At 45.5% G+C, this 18,282-nt stretch carries 15 protein-coding genes; 11 read left to right on the forward strand and 4 right to left on the reverse strand.

The window, feature by feature from the left end; genetic code table 11:
* Positions 1–2: 2 nt before the first annotated feature.
* From FCU94_RS13025 to FCU94_RS13035, 3 genes are read left to right on the forward strand one after another with little or no spacing between them, the layout of a single operon-like run.
* Positions 3–908: an OmpA family protein gene (locus FCU94_RS13025; RefSeq protein ID WP_176288947.1), complete on the forward strand. Its 906-nt coding sequence runs from the start codon at positions 3–5 to the stop codon at positions 906–908.
* 56 nt (positions 909–964) lie between these two features.
* Complete coding sequence (locus FCU94_RS13030; protein ID WP_176288948.1) at positions 965–1,816, forward strand: mechanosensitive ion channel domain-containing protein; 852 nt, start codon at positions 965–967, stop codon at positions 1,814–1,816.
* Between the two features lie 38 nt (positions 1,817–1,854).
* Positions 1,855–2,253: a GFA family protein gene (locus FCU94_RS13035; protein ID WP_176288949.1), complete on the forward strand. Its 399-nt coding sequence runs from the start codon at positions 1,855–1,857 to the stop codon at positions 2,251–2,253.
* A gap of 6 nt (positions 2,254–2,259) precedes the next feature.
* Here FCU94_RS13035 and FCU94_RS13040 read toward each other — a convergent pair whose 3' ends face one another.
* Positions 2,260–2,598 carry an ArsR/SmtB family transcription factor gene (locus FCU94_RS13040; RefSeq protein ID WP_176288950.1) on the reverse strand — a complete coding sequence of 113 codons (339 nt, stop codon included), beginning with the start codon at positions 2,596–2,598 and terminating at the stop codon, positions 2,260–2,262.
* Positions 2,599–2,762: 164 nt separating this feature from the next.
* Here FCU94_RS13040 and FCU94_RS13045 point away from each other — a divergent pair, with 164 nt between their 5' ends.
* Positions 2,763–5,513: a M16 family metallopeptidase gene (locus FCU94_RS13045; RefSeq protein WP_176288951.1), complete on the forward strand. Its 2,751-nt coding sequence runs from the start codon at positions 2,763–2,765 to the stop codon at positions 5,511–5,513.
* Between the two features lie 116 nt (positions 5,514–5,629).
* On the opposite strand, the gene tkt is transcribed toward FCU94_RS13045, so the two are convergent.
* Positions 5,630–7,621 carry a transketolase gene (gene tkt, locus FCU94_RS13050; protein ID WP_176288952.1) on the reverse strand — a complete coding sequence of 664 codons (1,992 nt, stop codon included), beginning with the start codon at positions 7,619–7,621 and terminating at the stop codon, positions 5,630–5,632.
* An 80-nt stretch (positions 7,622–7,701) separates the two neighbouring features.
* Positions 7,702–8,652 carry a transaldolase gene (gene tal, locus FCU94_RS13055; protein WP_176288953.1) on the reverse strand — a complete coding sequence of 317 codons (951 nt, stop codon included), beginning with the start codon at positions 8,650–8,652 and terminating at the stop codon, positions 7,702–7,704.
* Between the two features lie 437 nt (positions 8,653–9,089).
* On the opposite strand from tal, the gene FCU94_RS13060 reads away from it, so the two are divergent.
* From FCU94_RS13060 to FCU94_RS13070, 3 genes are all read left to right on the forward strand, one after another.
* On the forward strand, positions 9,090–10,082 hold the full coding sequence (locus FCU94_RS13060) for a sugar-binding transcriptional regulator (protein WP_176288954.1): 993 nt from the start codon (positions 9,090–9,092) through the stop codon (positions 10,080–10,082).
* Positions 10,083–10,287: 205 nt separating this feature from the next.
* A complete protein-coding gene (locus FCU94_RS13065; protein ID WP_176288955.1) occupies positions 10,288–13,302 on the forward strand; it encodes a M6 family metalloprotease domain-containing protein in 3,015 nt (1,004 codons plus the stop codon).
* Positions 13,303–13,835: 533 nt separating this feature from the next.
* Positions 13,836–14,741, forward strand: a complete 906-nt coding sequence (locus tag FCU94_RS13070) for a LysR family transcriptional regulator (protein WP_176288956.1) — start codon at positions 13,836–13,838, stop codon at positions 14,739–14,741.
* Here the strand turns inward: FCU94_RS13070 and FCU94_RS13075 are convergent, their stop codons facing one another.
* The gene (locus FCU94_RS13075; protein WP_176288957.1) at positions 14,742–15,200 is read right to left on the reverse strand and encodes a prepilin peptidase; all 459 of its coding nucleotides are present in this window, start codon (positions 15,198–15,200) and stop codon (positions 14,742–14,744) included.
* Between the two features lie 195 nt (positions 15,201–15,395).
* Here FCU94_RS13075 and FCU94_RS13080 point away from each other — a divergent pair, with 195 nt between their 5' ends.
* From FCU94_RS13080 to FCU94_RS13095, 4 genes are all read left to right on the forward strand, one after another.
* Positions 15,396–15,623 carry a Flp family type IVb pilin gene (locus FCU94_RS13080; protein ID WP_176288958.1) on the forward strand — a complete coding sequence of 76 codons (228 nt, stop codon included), beginning with the start codon at positions 15,396–15,398 and terminating at the stop codon, positions 15,621–15,623.
* Positions 15,624–15,715: 92 nt separating this feature from the next.
* Positions 15,716–16,492: a pilus assembly protein CpaB gene (locus FCU94_RS13085; protein WP_176288959.1), complete on the forward strand. Its 777-nt coding sequence runs from the start codon at positions 15,716–15,718 to the stop codon at positions 16,490–16,492.
* 1 nt (position 16,493) lies between these two features.
* Positions 16,494–17,819 carry a pilus assembly protein N-terminal domain-containing protein gene (locus FCU94_RS13090; RefSeq protein WP_176288960.1) on the forward strand — a complete coding sequence of 442 codons (1,326 nt, stop codon included), beginning with the start codon at positions 16,494–16,496 and terminating at the stop codon, positions 17,817–17,819.
* Positions 17,819–18,280, forward strand: a complete 462-nt coding sequence (locus tag FCU94_RS13095) for an ATPase (protein WP_176288961.1) — start codon at positions 17,819–17,821, stop codon at positions 18,278–18,280. The genes FCU94_RS13090 and FCU94_RS13095 overlap by 1 nt, the downstream gene beginning before the upstream one ends.
* Positions 18,281–18,282 lie beyond the last annotated feature (2 nt).

An 18,282-nucleotide genomic window follows, 5' to 3' on the forward strand; every position in this document is an offset into this window, starting at 1 on the left:
AAATGACAGGCTTAAAACAGTATGGTGTAGCGTTGATCTCGCTGATTCTTAGCGCGTGTGCAACCGAGACCTATGTAAGCAAAGAGAACCTGGATAAGTTTGGCGATCCACTCGTCGAGAAGTTTTTAATTCGAGAGTGTATCGTCCCAGAGCGAGATATTCGTATTGCGGTGGCGTCTCATTTTGATTTTGACAAGGCCGAGCTACAACTTGCTGATCAACAACAGATAGACCAGTTGATCAGTAGTATCGGCAAATATCATGGTCAGATATCGATAGTCGGTCATACCGATTATCAGGGTGACGATGACTATAACCAAAGGCTATCTTTACGAAGAGCGGAATCAATAAAAGCGTACATGCAAAGTAAGTTGGCGGCTTCTCGCTATGATTGGGAGGTGAAGTACTACGGCGAGTCTCGTCCTATCGTTGAAGGCACCTCTGTTCAGGCCAACGCGCAAAACAGGCGGGCGTATGTTGTGTTCGAGCAAACTCAAACTCAGCAGGAAAATGCGTTTTGTGAGCCACCAGAGCCAGAACGCAAAGTGTATGTGGCAATGACATCCCATTTTGCTTTTGACGATGCCCAACTAAGCGATCTAGACCGGCAATCGCTGGATGAGTTCGCCGACAACTTACGCGGCCTAAATGGACGAGTACTGATTGCCGGGCATACCGACTACCAGGGGGCGATCAGTTACAACCAAAAGCTCGCGACACAAAGAGCGCAATCTGTGCAACACTATTTGCAGACCAAGCTAGACCCAACGCAATTTGTATGGGAAGTTAAAGCGTTTGGTGAACTCGCCCCGATAACACAACAACAAGACCTTGAATCCAATGCGTTAAACCGTCGGGCATTTGTTGTTTTTAAACAGGGTGAGCTCCCCGATCTAATTCAAGAATAAGTGAAGTCACTCAAGGGGCATAGTGCCCCTTTTTATTGATCTATTAGGAGTATCGAGTGGAGAAAGCGCAGGTCGTTATTGATTTTCTTCTAACTCATAAGTTGGTGTTTAGTGCACTGATCATCATCACCATTTCGCTGATAAGAAAGTTAGTGCTATCGAAGATACGTGGTGAAGTGGCGTTTGTGTCTGAAAAGCAGCGCAACTGGATGTCACGGACTAAAAACGGCACCTTTATCATTACTGTATTGACGCTGTTTGTGTTGTGGCAATCGGAAATCAGTGAATTTGCGTTTTCGGTAGCCGCAATCGCAGTCGCGATCGTCGTCGCCTCGAAAGAGATTATTCTCTGTTTTACTGGTTCAATCCAGCGCGCCAGCTCTCGTTCGTTTCGCATTGGTGACTGGATTGAGGTCGGAAAAACCTGTGGCGAGGTGATTGAGCACAATATCATGGCGACAGTGATTCAAGAGATTGACCTTCACCATGGTCAATATCACTACACAGGCAAAACGATTACTCTACCCAACAGTATGTTTTTTACCTATCCAGTAAAGAACCTCAATTTTATGAAACGTTATGTGTTTCATAACTTTTCGATTGTTGTTCGCGACTTCGTCAATCTTTACCCTTTGCTTCCTCTGTTGAACGAAAAAATCGAGGCGCATACGAGTTACTTTCTCGATGTCGCAAAACGTTATAACTCAATGATAGAAAAACATGCCGGAGTTGATTTACCCGGCTCTGAAGCGCACATCCACATCACGAGTGGGGCAACGGGGGAGCAATTTGTTCATATTATGCTGTTTTGTCCCACTGACAAGGCGGTACATTTAGAGCAAGAGATACGGGCCGACTTCATGGCACTGTATGAAGAACGATTCCCGCTAGCTTTAGATAAGGCCTAGGTTTCGTTGTATCAAATTGGCTCAAACAAGGAGTGTTTATGATCAAACAAATAGGCGAAACCCAGATTAACAAAAAACATATCGCAACTTGCCATTGTGGTACGGTGAAACTTGAACTCTCGTTGCCTAATGGGATTGAAAAACCACGACGTTGTGATTGCTCGATTTGTCGGCGAAAAGGGGCCATTGTCGCGTCGGTGAAGCTCGATGGAATACGAATTCTTGAAGGCGAACACGCGCTCACTTTGTACCAATTCAATACTCAAACGGCAAAGCATTACTTTTGCTCCGTATGTGGTATTTACACTCACCATCAGCGTCGCTCGTTTCCGGATGAGTATGGCTACAATGTTGGCTGCTTAACTGGCGTCAATCCGTTTGAACTGGGTGATATTGTGACTCACGATGGTGTCAATCATCCTGCCGACCAAGACTGACCGCCATCAGTGGAATACATCGGAAAATAACTGCTTAAATTGTGTGAGTGCAGCTTGGTTGATTCGATAACACACCTTAGGTGGCATCTGATGCGCATTAATAAAGCCTGCACTTTTCAATACGCGCAGATGCTCAGAAACAGTAGACTGAGCCAACCCTAACTGGCCGACGATATCATGGTTTAAACAGCCGCCTTGTTGGTCTAAATCGATAAGTATCTTCACGATACGAACCCGCACCGGATGGGAGAGTGCTTTCGCTTGCATTGCGAAGGCGTGCTGTTGTTCAAGCTGAGTATCAGTCAAAGTGAGGGTGGTCAGGTTTTGGTTGTCGCAGCCGCTCATCGGGGGCCTCTAGATGATTCGTTAGTCTCCTAGAAGATCTTATGCCGTGGGTATCAGATCTGCAACATTCAACCAGATTTTTCCCTGTCTAGAACGAAATCAATAACCACAAAGATAGTCTTGTTGTATATTTGGGCGCAGACCAATAACAAAGTAGTATGGCCATGCGTAAAGTATTCATTTTATTCTTATTTATATTAGTAGGCTGTAGCCAGCCCAAGATTGAAACACCCATTGAACAAGACCCAGATTGGGTATCTGGTCAACTCGACAATGGCATGCGTTTTCATATCTATCCCATTGAGGAAAGTGAGCCTGTTTCTGTGCGCTTGTTGTTCCATATTGGCTCTGCCCAAGAGACACAGCAACAACGTGGTTACGCCCATTTCTTAGAGCATATGGCGTTTAATGGTTCGAAAAATCTATCAAGCCAAAGCGTGGTCAATATGTTTGAACAAGCTGGATTGACCTTCGGCTCTGATATCAATGCCTATACCTCTTATTATGAGACCGTGTATGAGCTTGACCTGCCCGATAAGGGGCAATTGTCGACCGCAATGGTGTGGATGCGAGACATTGCAGACGGTCTTAACTTAGACCCTGTGGAAATCGCGAAAGAGATAGGCGTTATTCAAGGTGAAATTCGTCGCAATCGACCAGAAAATCGTTCGTTTGCCGATAAGTACTATGACGACTTGATCGCGGGTACGCTACTCGCCGATATGGACCCTGTCGGTACGATGAATTCGGTGAGCAATGCGACCGCTGAAAGCATCCGCGAGTTTTACCAAACTTGGTATCATCCCCAATACAGTGAGATTATCATTAGTGGCGACATCAGCGTCAATGAGGCTAAGGCGATAATTGAAAAGCAGTTTGCGAGTTGGCAACCTGCGAATGATGTCCCTACCAACCAAAAAGCCCCAATCACGTTAACGCCAAGTGATTATGTCGGTAAAGTGGGAGAGTATGATTCACCAAGTATTGCGCTGATGGTCGATAGAGGCAGCTCTGTCATTAAGCATCGCCAACAGCTGTTAGATACTTGGTTGGATCAGTTGGCGCAAACTTTGATTTTCAATCGTTTGGATTCAGCATTTAATAGTGCGGCAATTCCATTGCAAGGATTGTCAGTCACGAGTGATTATATTAACTATCGTCGATACAGCAGTATGTATGTCGCGTTTGCCGAATCTGAACGTGCCGAAGCGCAGCAAATGTTGGCCTCAACTTTAGCGGCATTACGTGACTTTGGTGTCAGTGAACAAGAGCGAGACACCGCGTTAAGTACTTATCGTCAGCGGTTAGAAAACTTAGACTACAACTGGCAGAATCAAACTAGCATCGATCTGGTCGAGAGCATGGTGGCGAGTCAAACCATGAGCGTCGCCAATCAGTCAAAGCGTGATTATCAGCGTAGCTTGGAGCAGTTATTGCAACTGGCAACCCAAGAAAGATTGAATCAACAAATCCAACAAATATTATCCAGCGACGCGGCATTTATCTTAGCAGGTGAGGACAGCCAAGCGGTAACACGCCTAGAGAATAACCTTCCAGCGTTGAAAGCGCAGTTTGCAAAGCCTGGCGTTAAGCCTATTGCCTTGGGCAGTCCTGTCGCACAGTTAGAAGCGCCCACAGTCGCCGGTGATATTGTCAGTAAAAGTCAGCAGCAGGGGTTTACTGTCTGGACACTATCAAATGGGGTAGAGGTTTGGCTTGAAGCCGATGATAGCGCGGGTGAGTATGTGCAAATGGTGTACATTAGCCGTGGTGGTTCGAGTGCGCTAGAAAGCGACCTTCACGCAGCGCAAAGTTTGGCGGGATCAGTGATTGGCCGCAGCGGTGTGGGTGACTTTAACGGCAGTGAGTTTGATGCGTATTTGACGCGAGAAGCGATTGAAGTTTATCCCTTTGTTGGCTATACCCATCATGGGCTAGAAGTCGCAACGACTAAGCCAAAGTTGATGGACTCGCTCAATGTGGTTTATAACGCAGTGCGTTATGCGAACATTGACCCTCGCCAATTGGAAGTGGTCAAACGCGAGCAGATTGAAGATCTGCAAAATTACCTGATGACCCCGGTCGGAAAATGGGGCTCGGCGATAAATAAAAACATCTATTTGCCAGATAGTTACCATCGTTTAACCACGGCGCCAGAATTGTCTATGGTGACCGAGCAACAGATAGCTGAAGTCTATCAACAGCTATTTGCGGTTAACCGTAACAACAAGTTGGTGATTGTGGGTGATCTTACTTCTGCCGAAGTAGAGCCGCTACTTACGCAATTTATTGCGGCGATTCCATTGTCTAAAACAGACATTGTGCCAATTGATGCTGGGTTGAACCGCAAGCCAAAAGCGCGTATCGATCTGCCCATTCACAACGAGCAAAGTAGCCTCTATCTTCTACGCGCGACGAACCCTAGTGCTTCAGCGACCAGCGTACGAACTGCGTTTATCGATGATATGGTGCAGCGTTTGATCGCGAAGCGTCTCACTGATTATGTACGCGAAGAGTTGGGTTTGGATTACGCTCCCGACGCCTTTAGCGCGACACAAGACAGTGAAGCGATGACGGATTGGTTAATTGAGGCACAAGTGAACCCAAGCGATATAGATGGCATTGACCAAGCGACAGAAAAAGTCGTTCAAGGCTTGCTGAATAAGGTAACACAAGACGATCTCGATCTCGTGGCTAAGCAGCTTAACGTCGCATTGGCACCACTGGCAGATGATACCGTCGAGCGAACATGGTTTTATGCGCGCTATCTAGTACATGATTATGGAGTTGAGGCATTGAAGGATATTGATGCGATGACGAAGTCGGTCACACTTGCGGAGTTTAGACAGCGTATCGATGAGTCTTTTGGTGAAAATGCGCTGATCACTAAATACACCTTAACACCAGAGAAATAATCAAGCGCTATCAGACATCGTTGTTGATGTAAAAACAAACCCCACTTTTTCAAGTGGGGTTATTTTTAAAACCCCTTTTCATCACAGGGGCTTGACTGTGCGAGCTGAATCAACAGTTAAGCGATAAGCTCTTTCGCTGTTTTCACAACGTTTTCAGTGGTGAAGCCGAACATCTTGAATAGTTCACCTGCAGGTGCAGATTCACCGAATGTTGTCATACCGATGATCTTGCCACCGAAGCCAACGTACTTGTACCAGAAGTCAGCAATACCCGCTTCGATAGCGATACGAGCCGTTACGTCTGATGGCAGTACTGCTTCGCGGTAATCCGCATCTTGCTTGTCGAATGCATCTGTTGATGGCATTGAAACAACGCGTACTTGCTTACCTTCTGCTGTTAGCTGTGCTGCTGCTTCTACCGCAAGTTCAACTTCTGAACCTGTTGCGATAAGGATTAGCTCTGGCTTGCCAGCGCAATCTTTTAGGATGTAACCACCCTTAGCAATGTTCGCTAGTTGCTCTGCATCACGCTCTTGCTGTGCAAGGTTTTGACGAGAGAAGATTAGCGACGTTGGGCCGTCTTTACGCTCGATTGCCAGTTTCCAAGCCACTGCCGATTCTACCTGGTCACATGGACGCCATGTGCTCATGTTAGGCGTTAGACGTAGCGAAGCGATTTGCTCAACTGGTTGGTGAGTTGGGCCATCTTCGCCTAGACCGATAGAGTCGTGTGTGTACACTTGAATGTTCTGAACTTTCATCAGAGCAGCCATACGCATTGCGTTGCGAGCGTATTCCATAAACATCAGGAAGGTTGCACCGTATGGTACGAAACCACCGTGTAGCGCAATACCGTTCATGATTGCTGTCATACCGAACTCACGTACACCGTAGTGAATGTAGTTACCAGACGCATCTTCAGCAGAAACAGACTTCGAACCCGACCACATAGTTAGGTTAGAAGGTGCTAGGTCAGCAGAGCCGCCTAGGAATTCTGGTAGCATAGCACCGAACGCTTCTAGAGCATTTTGCGACGCTTTACGTGATGCAATGTTGGCTGGGTTAGCTTGAAGATCAGCAATGATTGCGTTTGCTTTCTCTTCCCATTCGGCAGGTAGCTCACCGTTTACGCGGCGTTTGAATTCTGCTGCAAGCTCTGGATATGCTGCTTCATAAGCTGCAAGTTTCTCGTTCCACGCTGCTTCCTTAGCTGCGCCTGCTTCTTTCGCGTCCCATTGCGCGTAGACATCTTGCGGAATTTCAAAAGGACCGTGCTCCCAACCAAGTTCTTTACGTGTCGCTGCAATTTCTTCAGCGCCTAGTGGTGCACCGTGACAGTCGTGTGAACCCGACTTGTTTGGTGAACCGAAACCGATGATTGTTTTAGTACAAATCAGGGTAGGGCGAGGGTCAGCTTTCGCCGCGATGATAGCCGCGTTGATCGCTTCTGGATCGTGACCATCTACCGCTGGGATAACATGCCAGCCGTACGCTTCGAAACGCTTAGGTGTATCGTCAGAGAACCAGCCTTCAACGTGACCATCGATAGAAATACCGTTGTCATCCCAGAACGCGATCAGCTTACCAAGACCTAGCGTACCCGCTAGAGAACATGCTTCGTGAGAGATACCTTCCATCAGACAGCCATCACCCATAAATGCATAAGTGAAGTGGTCTACGATGTCGTGGCCAGGTTTGTTGAACTGCGCTGCTAACGTTTTCTCTGCCAGCGCCATACCAACAGCGTTAGTGATGCCTTGACCTAGAGGACCCGTTGTCGTTTCGATACCCGGCGCGTAACCGTACTCTGGGTGACCTGGAGTTTTAGAATGTAGTTGACGGAAGTTTTTCAGATCGTCGATTGATAGCTCATAGCCAGCAAGGTGCAATAGAGAGTAAATCAGCATAGAACCGTGGCCGTTTGAAAGCACAAAACGGTCGCGGTCAGCCCACTCTGGGTTAGCTGGGTTGTGGTTTAAGTGAGAGCGCCAAAGAACTTCAGCGATGTCAGCCATACCCATAGGGGCGCCTGGGTGACCAGAGTTTGCTTGTTGTACACCGTCCATACTTAGTGCACGAATAGCATTAGCTAGATGTTTGCGATCCATAATAAATACCGATTAATAGATTGTTGCTTAAAAGATGTGAAGAGGGGAACGCAAACGTTCCCCTCTGTAAATTCTGTTGATTAAAGCTTGGCTTCAATCATTGCTTCAAGTTTGCCTTGGTCTACAGCGAAGTTGCGGATACCTTCTGCAAGCTTCTCTACCGCCATTGGGTCTTGGTTGTGTTCCCATAGGAACTCAGAGTGAGTCATTGGAGCCGGACGCTCTGCTGCGCCTTTCGAGTCAACCAGTTTTTCTACGACTTCACCTTCTGCTGCTTCTAGCTCGGCAAGAAGAGCAGGAGCGATAGTTAGACGGTCACAACCCGCAAGCTCTAGAATCTCGCCGATGTTACGGAAGCTTGCGCCCATAACGACTGTGTTGTAGCCGTACTCTTTGTAGTAGTTGTAGATCTTAGTTACTGATAGTACACCTGGGTCTTCAGCGGCTTCGAAATCACGACCTTCTTTCGCTTTGTACCAGTCCATGATACGACCCACGAATGGCGAGATTAGGAACACACCAGCTTCAGCACAAGCACGAGCCTGAGCGAAAGAGAATAGTAGAGTCAGGTTACAGTTGATGCCTTCTTTCTCTAGGATTTCTGCTGCGCGGATACCTTCCCAGGTAGAAGCCAGTTTGATCAGGATACGGTCGTTAGTGATGCCCGCATCGTTGTACATTTTTACTAGTTGACGTGCTTTCGCTACGCTGCCTTCCATATCGTAAGACAGACGAGCGTCTACTTCAGTAGAGATACGGCCAGGGATAGTTTTTAGGATTTCTTTACCGATGTTTACCGCTAGCATGTCACAAGTGTCTTGGACTTGTTGCGCTTTGTCAGAGCTCTGTGCTTTAGCGTATTCAATTGAAGCATCGATAAGAGGCGCATACTCTTCGATCTGAGCTGCCTTAAGGATTAGAGATGGGTTAGTTGTTGCGTCTTCCGGTTGGTATTTTTTGATTGCATCAATTTCACCAGTATCTGCTACTACCGTCGTTAGTTTACGAAGTTGCTCTAATTTGTTGCTCATTTCGATCATCCTATTTAATGGGCTGCACGTGAAAACTGTAGACGTGCATAGTGCATTTGCAAGCGAGGTTACTGAGGCGTTGAATGGCTCAAAGAATCAGTAAACCGGAATTTTTCAGCGTCTGAGCATTTGTTGTGAACATTTGCTCTAACGTTGAGTAAATGATGGGTTCATAATTATCTGAACCGGCGAGAAAGTCAATCGTAGAAATGAGTTTCTGATGACTTGTATCAAGTATTTTTCAACGTCCAAAACAGAGAGAGTATAACTAAACGTTTGCTAGCTGGGACAAGGGGCGAGAGCAGACGCCTGTTCGTGAAAATTTACGCTGAGAATTTGTCATGCTCGTGAGCAAATGTTGGCAAGGTGGGCGTGATGACATATGCTATCACGGTGAGCAGATGTAACCTGCTAGACAGACAAAGAGTTGATGAAACATGAACAAAAACCAAAACGACATCTCCGACGATAGTACAGACTTATTGACTGAGATTGCGGTTGCCTATTATCAAGACGGTGCCACTCAAGAAGAGATATCGAAGAAGTTTGCTGTCTCACGAGCCAAAGTGGGTCGAATGCTCAAGCAAGCGCGAGATGAAGGTATTGTCGAGATCACGGTTAAGTACCATCCGGTGTTCAGCGCCAAAATCGAGCAACGCTTGGTTGAGCGTTTCGGGGTGAAACGTGCACTAGTGGCTTTAGATCAACCTGATGAAGAGCAGCAACGTCAGCAAGTGGCCGGTTTAGTCTCCAAGTATATGGCGAGCACGTTGCAAAACGGCACCGTGGTCACAGTCGGGCAAGGGCGTAATGTTTCGGCGGTTGCCCATCACACTGGTGTAATTCCGCAAAAAGACGTCAAATTTGTCTGCGGTATTGGAGGCATTCACCCACGCGGGGGGATGTATAACGCCGACCATATTTGTCGCCAGTTTGCTAAGAGCTATGGCGGGTCCTCGGAAACGCTTTATGCCCCTGCTTATGCGGAGAATCGTGAACAAAAGCTTGCCTTTATGCAGAATGAAACTGTCAAACAAACGCTCGATCTGGCGAGAAAAGCGGATGTCGCGCTGGTTGGTATCGGTGATATGAGTGAGAACAGTTATATGGTTGATCTTGGTTGGTTTACCGCTGACGAAGTGGTCCAATCACGTATGCAACAAGGCGTGGTGGGGGATTTTGCTGGCTACGATTTCTTTGATATCCACGGTCAATCCGCTATTACCGTAATGAGTGACCGAGTGATTGGGCTCGGTCTTGAAGAGTTTAGACCTATCTCCCAGGTCATTGCGATCGCTGCGGAGAACAGTAAACCCCTTGCCTTACTTGGTGCATTGAGAACGGGTGTTATTGATGTCATTGCCACCAGTGTGAGCAATGCGTTGACCGTACTTAACCTTGATGAGCAACTGGAGACTAAAGCCAATTAAACCAGGTCACAAGCTTTGGCTATAAGTGACTGTTATGTGAAGATTAGGTTTTGTTATAAGCTATTGATAATATAACGTTTATTTATTTGATTAGAACAAAACTTGATTGGTTGATATACAAGCAAGTTGATAGAGTCGTTCCTCTTTAATTGGCAGGAGATGATGATGCATTGTTTCTCTCCTGCGTATCACGACGGAAATGACAATGAGGATCAGAACACTCTATTTGGGCATCATTGCCACCTTGGCATCGGTTTCAGCCCATTCCACCACACCTCCAGCCCCTAGCTGGCTTTCGATGACACTTTCAGACGGTAGCTTTAAAGAGTTACGCTTGATGGGATCTGAAGATCTTTTTTGGTATCAGGATCAACAAGGTACACTTTATATCCAGGGCAAAGACCAGCAGTGGTATTACGCCGAATATGACGCTAGTAAAGATGGCGGTGCTATCAAGTCCACAGGGGTTCTGGCTACCAGTAACACAACGCCTCCGACCCAGTCAAACAGTGAACGAGTGAAAATTACGCCTGTTCATTCATCCATTGACGATGCAGAACCGCGAGCGAACACAAACCCTAATCACTCGTCGATGCTAGAAGGGCGACGATTCTCGCGATCGCTAAATGCCAGCAGTAGTGTGGTCGAGCAGCCGCTGCTAGTGGTACAAGTCAGTTTTACTGACGTGAGTATTGAGAACGACTTCGCGGACACGATATTTGGTCAAAATCAGCAAAGCGTTCAAGACTACTTTTTAAAAAATAGCTACGGTAAGTACAAAGTTATCCCCGCGCAAGAGACCCAAGGAACCAAAAACGATGGCATTATCGATGTCAGTTTAAGTGTGGCGCATCCAAACTGTCATTCGAAAACGGACAGTCGCTGCCAAACAAAACTTAACGATGTATTTAAAAAAGCTTACACCGCGCTCGATGGCGACTTAGATCTCGCCAAGTACGACAACGACAACAATGGCAGTATTGAACCTTCTGAGCTGTCGGTTATGTTCGTGTTTGCAGGTAATGATAAGTCGAGTGGCACCAACAAAACCCCCACTATTTGGCCCCATAAGTACGCCCACTCAACGGTGACCATTGATGGCAAGCGTATCAGTGCCTACTGTTTGTTTGCCGACTATCAACACGATCACCAGTCAACCATGGGAGTGATCGCCCACGAACTGGGTCACTTAATGCTTGGCTTGCCTGATCTCTACTCCTACAAACATGATGGCTCTATCGGACACTGGGGATTAATGGGCGGTGGTAGTTGGGGCCGAAAAGCCGGCGACCTTTATTCAGGGCAAACTCCTGTGAATATGTTGGCATGGAGTAAAGAGGCGGCGGGTTTTATCGAGCCGCGAGTCTTAACTCAAACAGGTGTTGTAGATTTAAAAACCACCAAAGGTGAAAGTGTTATCTACCTAGACCCTTATCTCAAGCAATTCGGTCCAAGACTCTACGTTGAAAATCGTCGAAAAACGGGTTACGACCGCGCGCTGCGCGGCGAAGGCTTACTCGCAACAGCCGTGAACATTGATAATCACTTTAATAGCGATGGTCCCATGCAGGTGCAAGTGCTCGAAGCGGATGCCGACGGCTGGTTAGAAAGCGGTCGTTCATCTGGTGACACAGGCGATGTCTTTCCGGGCCGTGAAAATGTCACCTTGCTCAATGATGGTACATCACCTTCATTAACCAGTATCACCGCAGGCAGGGAGACGAGCATTGAACTCTCTAACATTGAGAGTGTAAGTGACAGCGCCTCTTTTACCTTGACGATACCAGACAGTCACAACCAATCAGCATGGGTGACTTCGTTAAGCCGAACGTATCCAAGTTATCAGTTGAACACCAATGTGTTGGGCTTCTCGGTGAATGTGGTACAGGAATCCCAGCAACTGGTTGGTTTTCAGTTCTACGCAAAACCCACCACGGTCGCGATGCCGATGTTCTACAGGCTGCTTAAATACCCTTATCGGGTACGCTTTGGCCGAGCTTTGGTCGATCAAGATGCGGTTGAGGTATTGGGTCGCGGTGTGGCGCCAGAGAATGGTGGACAAGTCTTGTTGGACCGTCCAGTTTCGCTAGACAGGGGGAATCATTTTCTGGTTTTAGAGATAGAGAATGGAACGGCAGAATACTCAACCCAGTTCCTAGACGCCTATCTAGGCGATGGCGTGCGCAAACCCCAATACTTTGGTTCGCTAAGCGATTACACGACCCATGGCTTACAAGATGGTTTTAGTCGAAACTTTCCGTTTGCTGCGCTGTTTGAGACCCAAGTTGCCGCAACCGAAGTGACAGTAGACGATTATTATCGTACCAATGAAGATGTTCCACTAAAACTGACGCTCACCGAAAACGATTTAGGTTTAGTCGAAGGTAAGCGATATCGCGTTGAAATAGGTCAAAAGCCTAAGCTAGGGCGAGTAGTGGGCGACGTGTATTACCCGCAAAGAGACAAGAGCGGTCATGATGAGTTTACCTATCGTTTGGTTTCCACTGGTGGCACCGTTACCGATTACGCTCATGTTGTGGTTGATATCAAATCAATTAATGATGCGCCTACTTATAGCCTTGTTTCGAGTGCAAATCTTATTGCCCCTAGTGACAACGTCACACTTTCATTGACGCAACTTAATGACGTGGATTCACCCCACCTATCGATCCATTGGCGACAAGTTTCTGGAGCGCAGCTAAATCTAACGGGGGTGAACACGCCGTCTTTAACGTTTATTGTGCCATCGGCGGCACGCGTTGGAAGCCGTATTGTTTTAGAGGCATCGGTAGATGATAACCAAGGGCAAGTCACTCGACGAGAATACGCGTTTACCATTGTTAAGTCTTCAGGCGTACCCAAGCAAACCATCATTACGGCGACATATGGAGCTAAATTAACATTGTCACCCGATCTAACGGCAAATATTGTCTCGCTTGAGCTTATTGATTTACCGCAATACGGGCAGGCCAGAGTTGAAGGAAACACCATTGTTTACATCGCCCCAAATGGTAGTGATAAGCACCGCCGCGACACCTTGTCTTATAAAGTCTTGGATGAAAATGGTAATGAACAGCAAGGGCGCTACCAAATTGAACTTAATACCAACACGGATGCAACCCAGGTTGTGGTTACGCCTAGTCAAGACGAGGGGTCTGGAGGGAGCAACTCGTTGCTTGCTCTCTGTTTACTCGTTTGGATAGCGGTAAGGCGTAAATAATAATTTACATGTAGAGTGGGGTGAGTGTTCTATCACTCACTCCGTTCAAAAATGTAACTCAAAACAAGCCCTCGACTTTATATGCACTCTCTTTAACATCGGCAGCGTGATGTAAATAACAAAACATAATAAAAAACACTTTACATTTGGTTAAAAATTGTGCGGTTAAATTTAGGTGTATGGAAAGAAAACTTTACCATTTGGTATGGTTGAAATGATATATATTACCAAATTGTTACAAGCTGGTTGGTAATTGCGCGAAATATCAATAGTTCTAATGCTAAAGTTTATCTGCGATAGAGCAGATATTCTAATCTCTCTCTTCCAGTCTGATCATCGCCGGCAGCAAAAAAATGTAACTTAATTGTAGCTACGCTTGTTTGCGTTACTCATGCAAGTTGCATAACAACTCTTTATAGCTCCATAAATAATGTTTTTTTGAATCTATGTGAGACAATTGCTACTTTGACGCTGTTTTTTTTAGATAACGAAAAAAATAATTAAAAAACCGCAACATCGAGGTAATTTCGACAATGAAAACCGTCAATAGATGTATCGACGTAAAATATTTAAGAACGTTTTCGCAGGTGGCTAAACACAAGAGTTTTACTGCAGCGGCTGAGTCTCTATTTATGACCCAGCCGGCGGTATCTCAGCACATTAAAAAGATTGAAAATACGATAGGGGCAAGTATTTTCGATAGAAAAGAAGGGTTTGTACTGACAAAACATGGTCAGGTGCTACTGGAGTATGCTGATCAAACCATGTCTATGTATGAACAGTTGTTTGAGGATTTAGAGAATGTAGAGCTACGCGGTCAATTTAAGATAGCCATTGCTGAATCTTTTTGTCCAGAAACTGTCGACAAAATAATTAACGAGTTTCGAGCACTGCATAACACAGATTTATCCATTACCAGTTTCGCCAGTTGTAAGAGTTTAAATGTTAATGATTATGATCTTATTTTCTCAATCGACAGGGTTGCCTCTGATATAAATGGGCGGTCGTACCAGCTCAATACAGTTAACTACGCGATTGCGCATGCCCATATGATGGATCCCAATGAGTGTTATCCGCAGCGCGTGGTCTATTGCCACACGCTTAGCCGTGCTTATGTTCAAGATATGCTAAAGCAATATGGTATAGATACCTCAATGGTGACCAGTTGGGTATCGACCAATTCGTCGCGTCTGATTAAGCACGAACTGGAAACCAACGGCACGTTGCTGATATTTCCAGAATGGTCGCTGAGAAACTTAGATTGTCGCAAGCGTTTTGTTGATCAAAAGGCCAATATGTATGTGTGGTGTAGCGATGAGGTGTCTCAGGAACTAGAAGAGTTGGGGGTCAAAAGTAAGATTCAAGATATGTTCGAGCTGTGCCAAAACTCACGCGCTTCTTGTTCAAACTCTTCAATGCTAGTCTCTATTAACGCTTAGTTAAGCGGCTAAAAAAGAAAGCATTACAAACACAATGCCACTTATCGAAATGGGTATGCCGTAAGGGATGCCCATTTTGAAACGATTCTTGCCGCTTAGCAAACTGACTAAGCCCATTATCAAGACCTGAGCTCCTCCCAGTAGGCCAATTGAAACCAGGTAAAAAGTGATCAAGCTTGGTTCAATCCCAACAGAAAACGCGCACAGCAGCTTTATATCTCCTGCACCAATCACATTTAAAAGCCACAACCCAATTAATACAATAAAGCAAATTCCTGTGCTAAACAGCGCGTCGAGAAAATAACTGAAGTACAGTGCGCCAAGCAGATTCACAATAAATAGTAGTTTACATATCTGGTTAGATATCGTTCGTGATTGATAATCACTGATGCTGGCTTTAGTGGCTAAGTAAGCGTTAACCGATAGCAATGATATAGCTATTAATAAATTTATGTTCATTTCTTAAATGATATTTAATGATGAGAAGCTTAGCAATAATAAAAAGTTAATGGCTATATAAGAATCCGTTATCTAGATAAATAAAAAAACATTATGCGCTTATAAAAACTCTTAATTGGAGTTGTAGATTACTGACTGGTTAAATAGCACGTGAAACATTCATTCGGCTTCGGCCAAAAACTCTATAGGAACATTATGTACTACAAAACTCTAGCTAAGCTCGCTGGGCTTAAAAGAAAATTTAAAGATGACATTCGCGGTGTGACAGCGGTGGAATATGCAATTATTGCTGTGGTTATGGCCACTGCAGTATTGGGAGCGTTCAATAGCGCAGGATTTGAAAAAACATTTACAGACGCTTTAGGGGTAGTTACTGAAAAAATGGCACCACCTAGCGGTGAAGCAACGGGCGAAGAAGGCTAATAATATCTAGTCTAAGAGAAATGATATCGATAGTCTCACCTTATAATTAAGGGGCGTTAGCCCCTTTGTTTTACTTTAAGCTAGCTCCAGTTATGAATAGAATTTTTGTTATTCTTCTTATTGCTTTATCTATATTTTCTACCATGTATTTTTTTGGTGGTGAATATTTTAATGAACAAGATGAACCGAAGGCGATTAAGGTTGACGAAGAGCCGTCAGTATATGTGTCTGTTCTTGGATTAGATGTTGCTAAGGGCACGTTTTTGTCTGAAGAACTATACCAAAATAAGTTAGTTAAGGCCTCAGAACTCGCCGGATATAATTATACAGAGAGTGGTGCTCTTCATATTGAACCAGGGGCGCTACTAAGAAAAGATTTAGTAACAGGTAGCTACCTCAATCAAGATGACATATCCAATCCAGGAGATAGGGATTATATGTTTTTGTCGATGAATGATGGCGAATTACCATATTTCTATCACGTGTCAGGCGTAGGCATTGTCCAAACTCAATCGCTGTTTGCCGGTGATAAAGTGAGCTTTGTTTCTACCACATCATCAGAATCAAACTTGCTCGAAAATGGCTACGAGGATATTGGCGGTTTAACTAGTCGCGTGATCATTAGCGGGGCGCGGGTACTGCAAGTTATTGATGGCAGTGAAGACCAAGATGCGCAAGACGCAGACGATAAGCAATACAGCGTGGTGGTGGCATTGAGAATGCGCGATGTACTTAGACTGGAGATGGCGCAAAAAATTGGCGATGTCAACATTGTTCCGGCAGACCTAGAAAAGAGTTACCTATCGATACGCAGTAGTGACTTACTGGAAACCCAATTCGGCGTGCGAGAGCTGAGAGGCATCGATTAATATGAGTTTCAAATTGGCTAGAACAAGCGCAGTTTTATGCGCGATACTTGCTTTACCCGCTTTCTCATCCCAGTTGATGAGTTTAGATCAAGGGGCTGCGAAAACCATCAATCTAAAACGGCAAGTGGCCACGGTATTTGTCGCCAATCAACTGATAGCCGACTATAAAGTGATTGATGAAAACAAAGTGGTTGTGTACGGCGTCGGGCAAGGTAGCACCTCGGTGATTGTGTATGACCGAGGTGGCAACGAGATATATAATGCAGAATTGGTGGTAAATAAAAGCCTACGCCTATTGAAGCAAACGCTCATCGCTCGTTTTCCTGACGAAAATATCGTGGTATCCAATGTCGGAGAGCAAGTAGTACTCGATGGTATTGTCAGTAGTGAGGAGGTCAAAACCAAAGTGTATCGTCTCGTTGGCGAAATGTTAAAAAAAGAACGAAAGCGGGAAGTCTATTCGCTCAGAGATACAGATGGAAAAGAATCGGATGATCTCGAATATACGGCTAAATACAGTTATGATCAGGTAATTAACAACCTAAAAGTTCTTACTACAGAGCAGATCAATGTAAAACTGACGGTGGCCGAGGTGTCGAGCTCATTCCTGACCGATATCGGCGTTTCCTACAACGATAACGGTAGCTCAGGTCAATTTGTCAATAAATTGCTCGATTTTACTGCTCAAGATATTGTTGCGGTGATTTCAGCCAGCGGTGATGACAAAATTGGCCAGGTGTTGGCAGAGCCTAACTTATCCGTTATCTCTGGGGAGCAAGCGAACTTTCTCGCTGGTGGCGAGATTCCTATCGCGGTTCGGGACGAGGACGGCATTTCCATAAGTTATAAAGAGTATGGTGTTAAGCTGTCAATGGTGGCTAAGGTTACTGACACCGAAAACATTCGTTTGACTTTGATTCCCGAAGTCAGCTCGATAGACGAAACCAACAAAACATCTACAGGTTTGATTTCGGTTCCCACCCTTAAAACTCGCCGTGCGCAAACGACCGTGCATTTAAAAGATGGTCAGAGTTTTGTACTGGCTGGATTGCTCACCTCGGAAGAGCGTGAGTCGATGAGCAAAATCCCTATCTTAGGCGATATACCCATCTTAGGGGCGCTGTTTAGTCACAGTACCACCAATCGCTCCAAAACCGAGCTTATCATCGTTGCGACCGTTAACCTGGTTGATCCGGTTGATTCGGAGCAAGTCAAATTACCGAGCTTTAAACGTAGCAGTGATATTGAACGATTGTTGCGCCTCGACCTGTCGGATTTAAATCAACCAGAGTTAGAAGAGACCATTGAACAAGGAGGATTTAACTGATGCGTTGGGTCGTGATTAGTTTACTAGCATTGTTGTGCAGTGCTTGCGCACAAGTCAGCAAGCCAAACTCAAGTGTCATTGAGCAACTTGAAGAGCGTTTGGCGTTCGATATAACTGAAACAGACGACGCAATGAGCCGCGCAGTCGCATTCATTCGCGATGTGAAACGCCGTGAACCTAAGGTGCGATTTTCCATCGCATATAAAACTACCTCTAGCGAGTTTGTGGCCAATTTACACGACAAGTTTAAATCCGAAGGTATCGCCAAAAACAGGTACAAAGTTGCACTCGCAGAGTCCACCCAAGAAAAGAACATCGTAATGACGGCTCGTTATTTGCGCATAAAAAGTAGTGACTGCGGGACACTAGATTTTACAAGCCGTAACAGTTACCAGTTCGGTTGTGTTGTAGAACACAACCGCAACCTCAGTCTAGTTAATCCTGTAAAACGAGTAGAATAAAA

The organism is Vibrio sp. JPW-9-11-11 (assembly GCF_013369335.1).
GTDB lineage: Bacteria > Pseudomonadota > Gammaproteobacteria > Enterobacterales > Vibrionaceae > Vibrio.

What these genes read in the sequence shown, in the direction of transcription:
- FCU94_RS13025 (WP_176288947.1), top strand. Translation starts at nt 3, where the DNA reads ATGACAGGCTTAAAACAGTATGGTGTAGCGTTGATCTCGCTGATTCTT.
- FCU94_RS13035 (WP_176288949.1), top strand. Translation starts at nt 1,855, where the DNA reads ATGATCAAACAAATAGGCGAAACCCAGATTAACAAAAAACATATCGCA.
- FCU94_RS13040 (WP_176288950.1), bottom strand. Translation starts at nt 2,598, where the DNA reads ATGAGCGGCTGCGACAACCAAAACCTGACCACCCTCACTTTGACTGAT.
- FCU94_RS13045 (WP_176288951.1), top strand. Translation starts at nt 2,763, where the DNA reads ATGCGTAAAGTATTCATTTTATTCTTATTTATATTAGTAGGCTGTAGC.
- tkt (WP_176288952.1), bottom strand. Translation starts at nt 7,621, where the DNA reads ATGGATCGCAAACATCTAGCTAATGCTATTCGTGCACTAAGTATGGAC.
- tal (WP_176288953.1), bottom strand. Translation starts at nt 8,652, where the DNA reads ATGAGCAACAAATTAGAGCAACTTCGTAAACTAACGACGGTAGTAGCA.
- FCU94_RS13060 (WP_176288954.1), top strand. Translation starts at nt 9,090, where the DNA reads ATGAACAAAAACCAAAACGACATCTCCGACGATAGTACAGACTTATTG.
- FCU94_RS13065 (WP_176288955.1), top strand. Translation starts at nt 10,288, where the DNA reads ATGAGGATCAGAACACTCTATTTGGGCATCATTGCCACCTTGGCATCG.
- FCU94_RS13070 (WP_176288956.1), top strand. Translation starts at nt 13,836, where the DNA reads ATGAAAACCGTCAATAGATGTATCGACGTAAAATATTTAAGAACGTTT.
- FCU94_RS13075 (WP_176288957.1), bottom strand. Translation starts at nt 15,200, where the DNA reads ATGAACATAAATTTATTAATAGCTATATCATTGCTATCGGTTAACGCT.
- FCU94_RS13080 (WP_176288958.1), top strand. Translation starts at nt 15,396, where the DNA reads ATGTACTACAAAACTCTAGCTAAGCTCGCTGGGCTTAAAAGAAAATTT.
- FCU94_RS13085 (WP_176288959.1), top strand. Translation starts at nt 15,716, where the DNA reads ATGAATAGAATTTTTGTTATTCTTCTTATTGCTTTATCTATATTTTCT.
- FCU94_RS13090 (WP_176288960.1), top strand. Translation starts at nt 16,494, where the DNA reads ATGAGTTTCAAATTGGCTAGAACAAGCGCAGTTTTATGCGCGATACTT.
- FCU94_RS13095 (WP_176288961.1), top strand. Translation starts at nt 17,819, where the DNA reads ATGCGTTGGGTCGTGATTAGTTTACTAGCATTGTTGTGCAGTGCTTGC.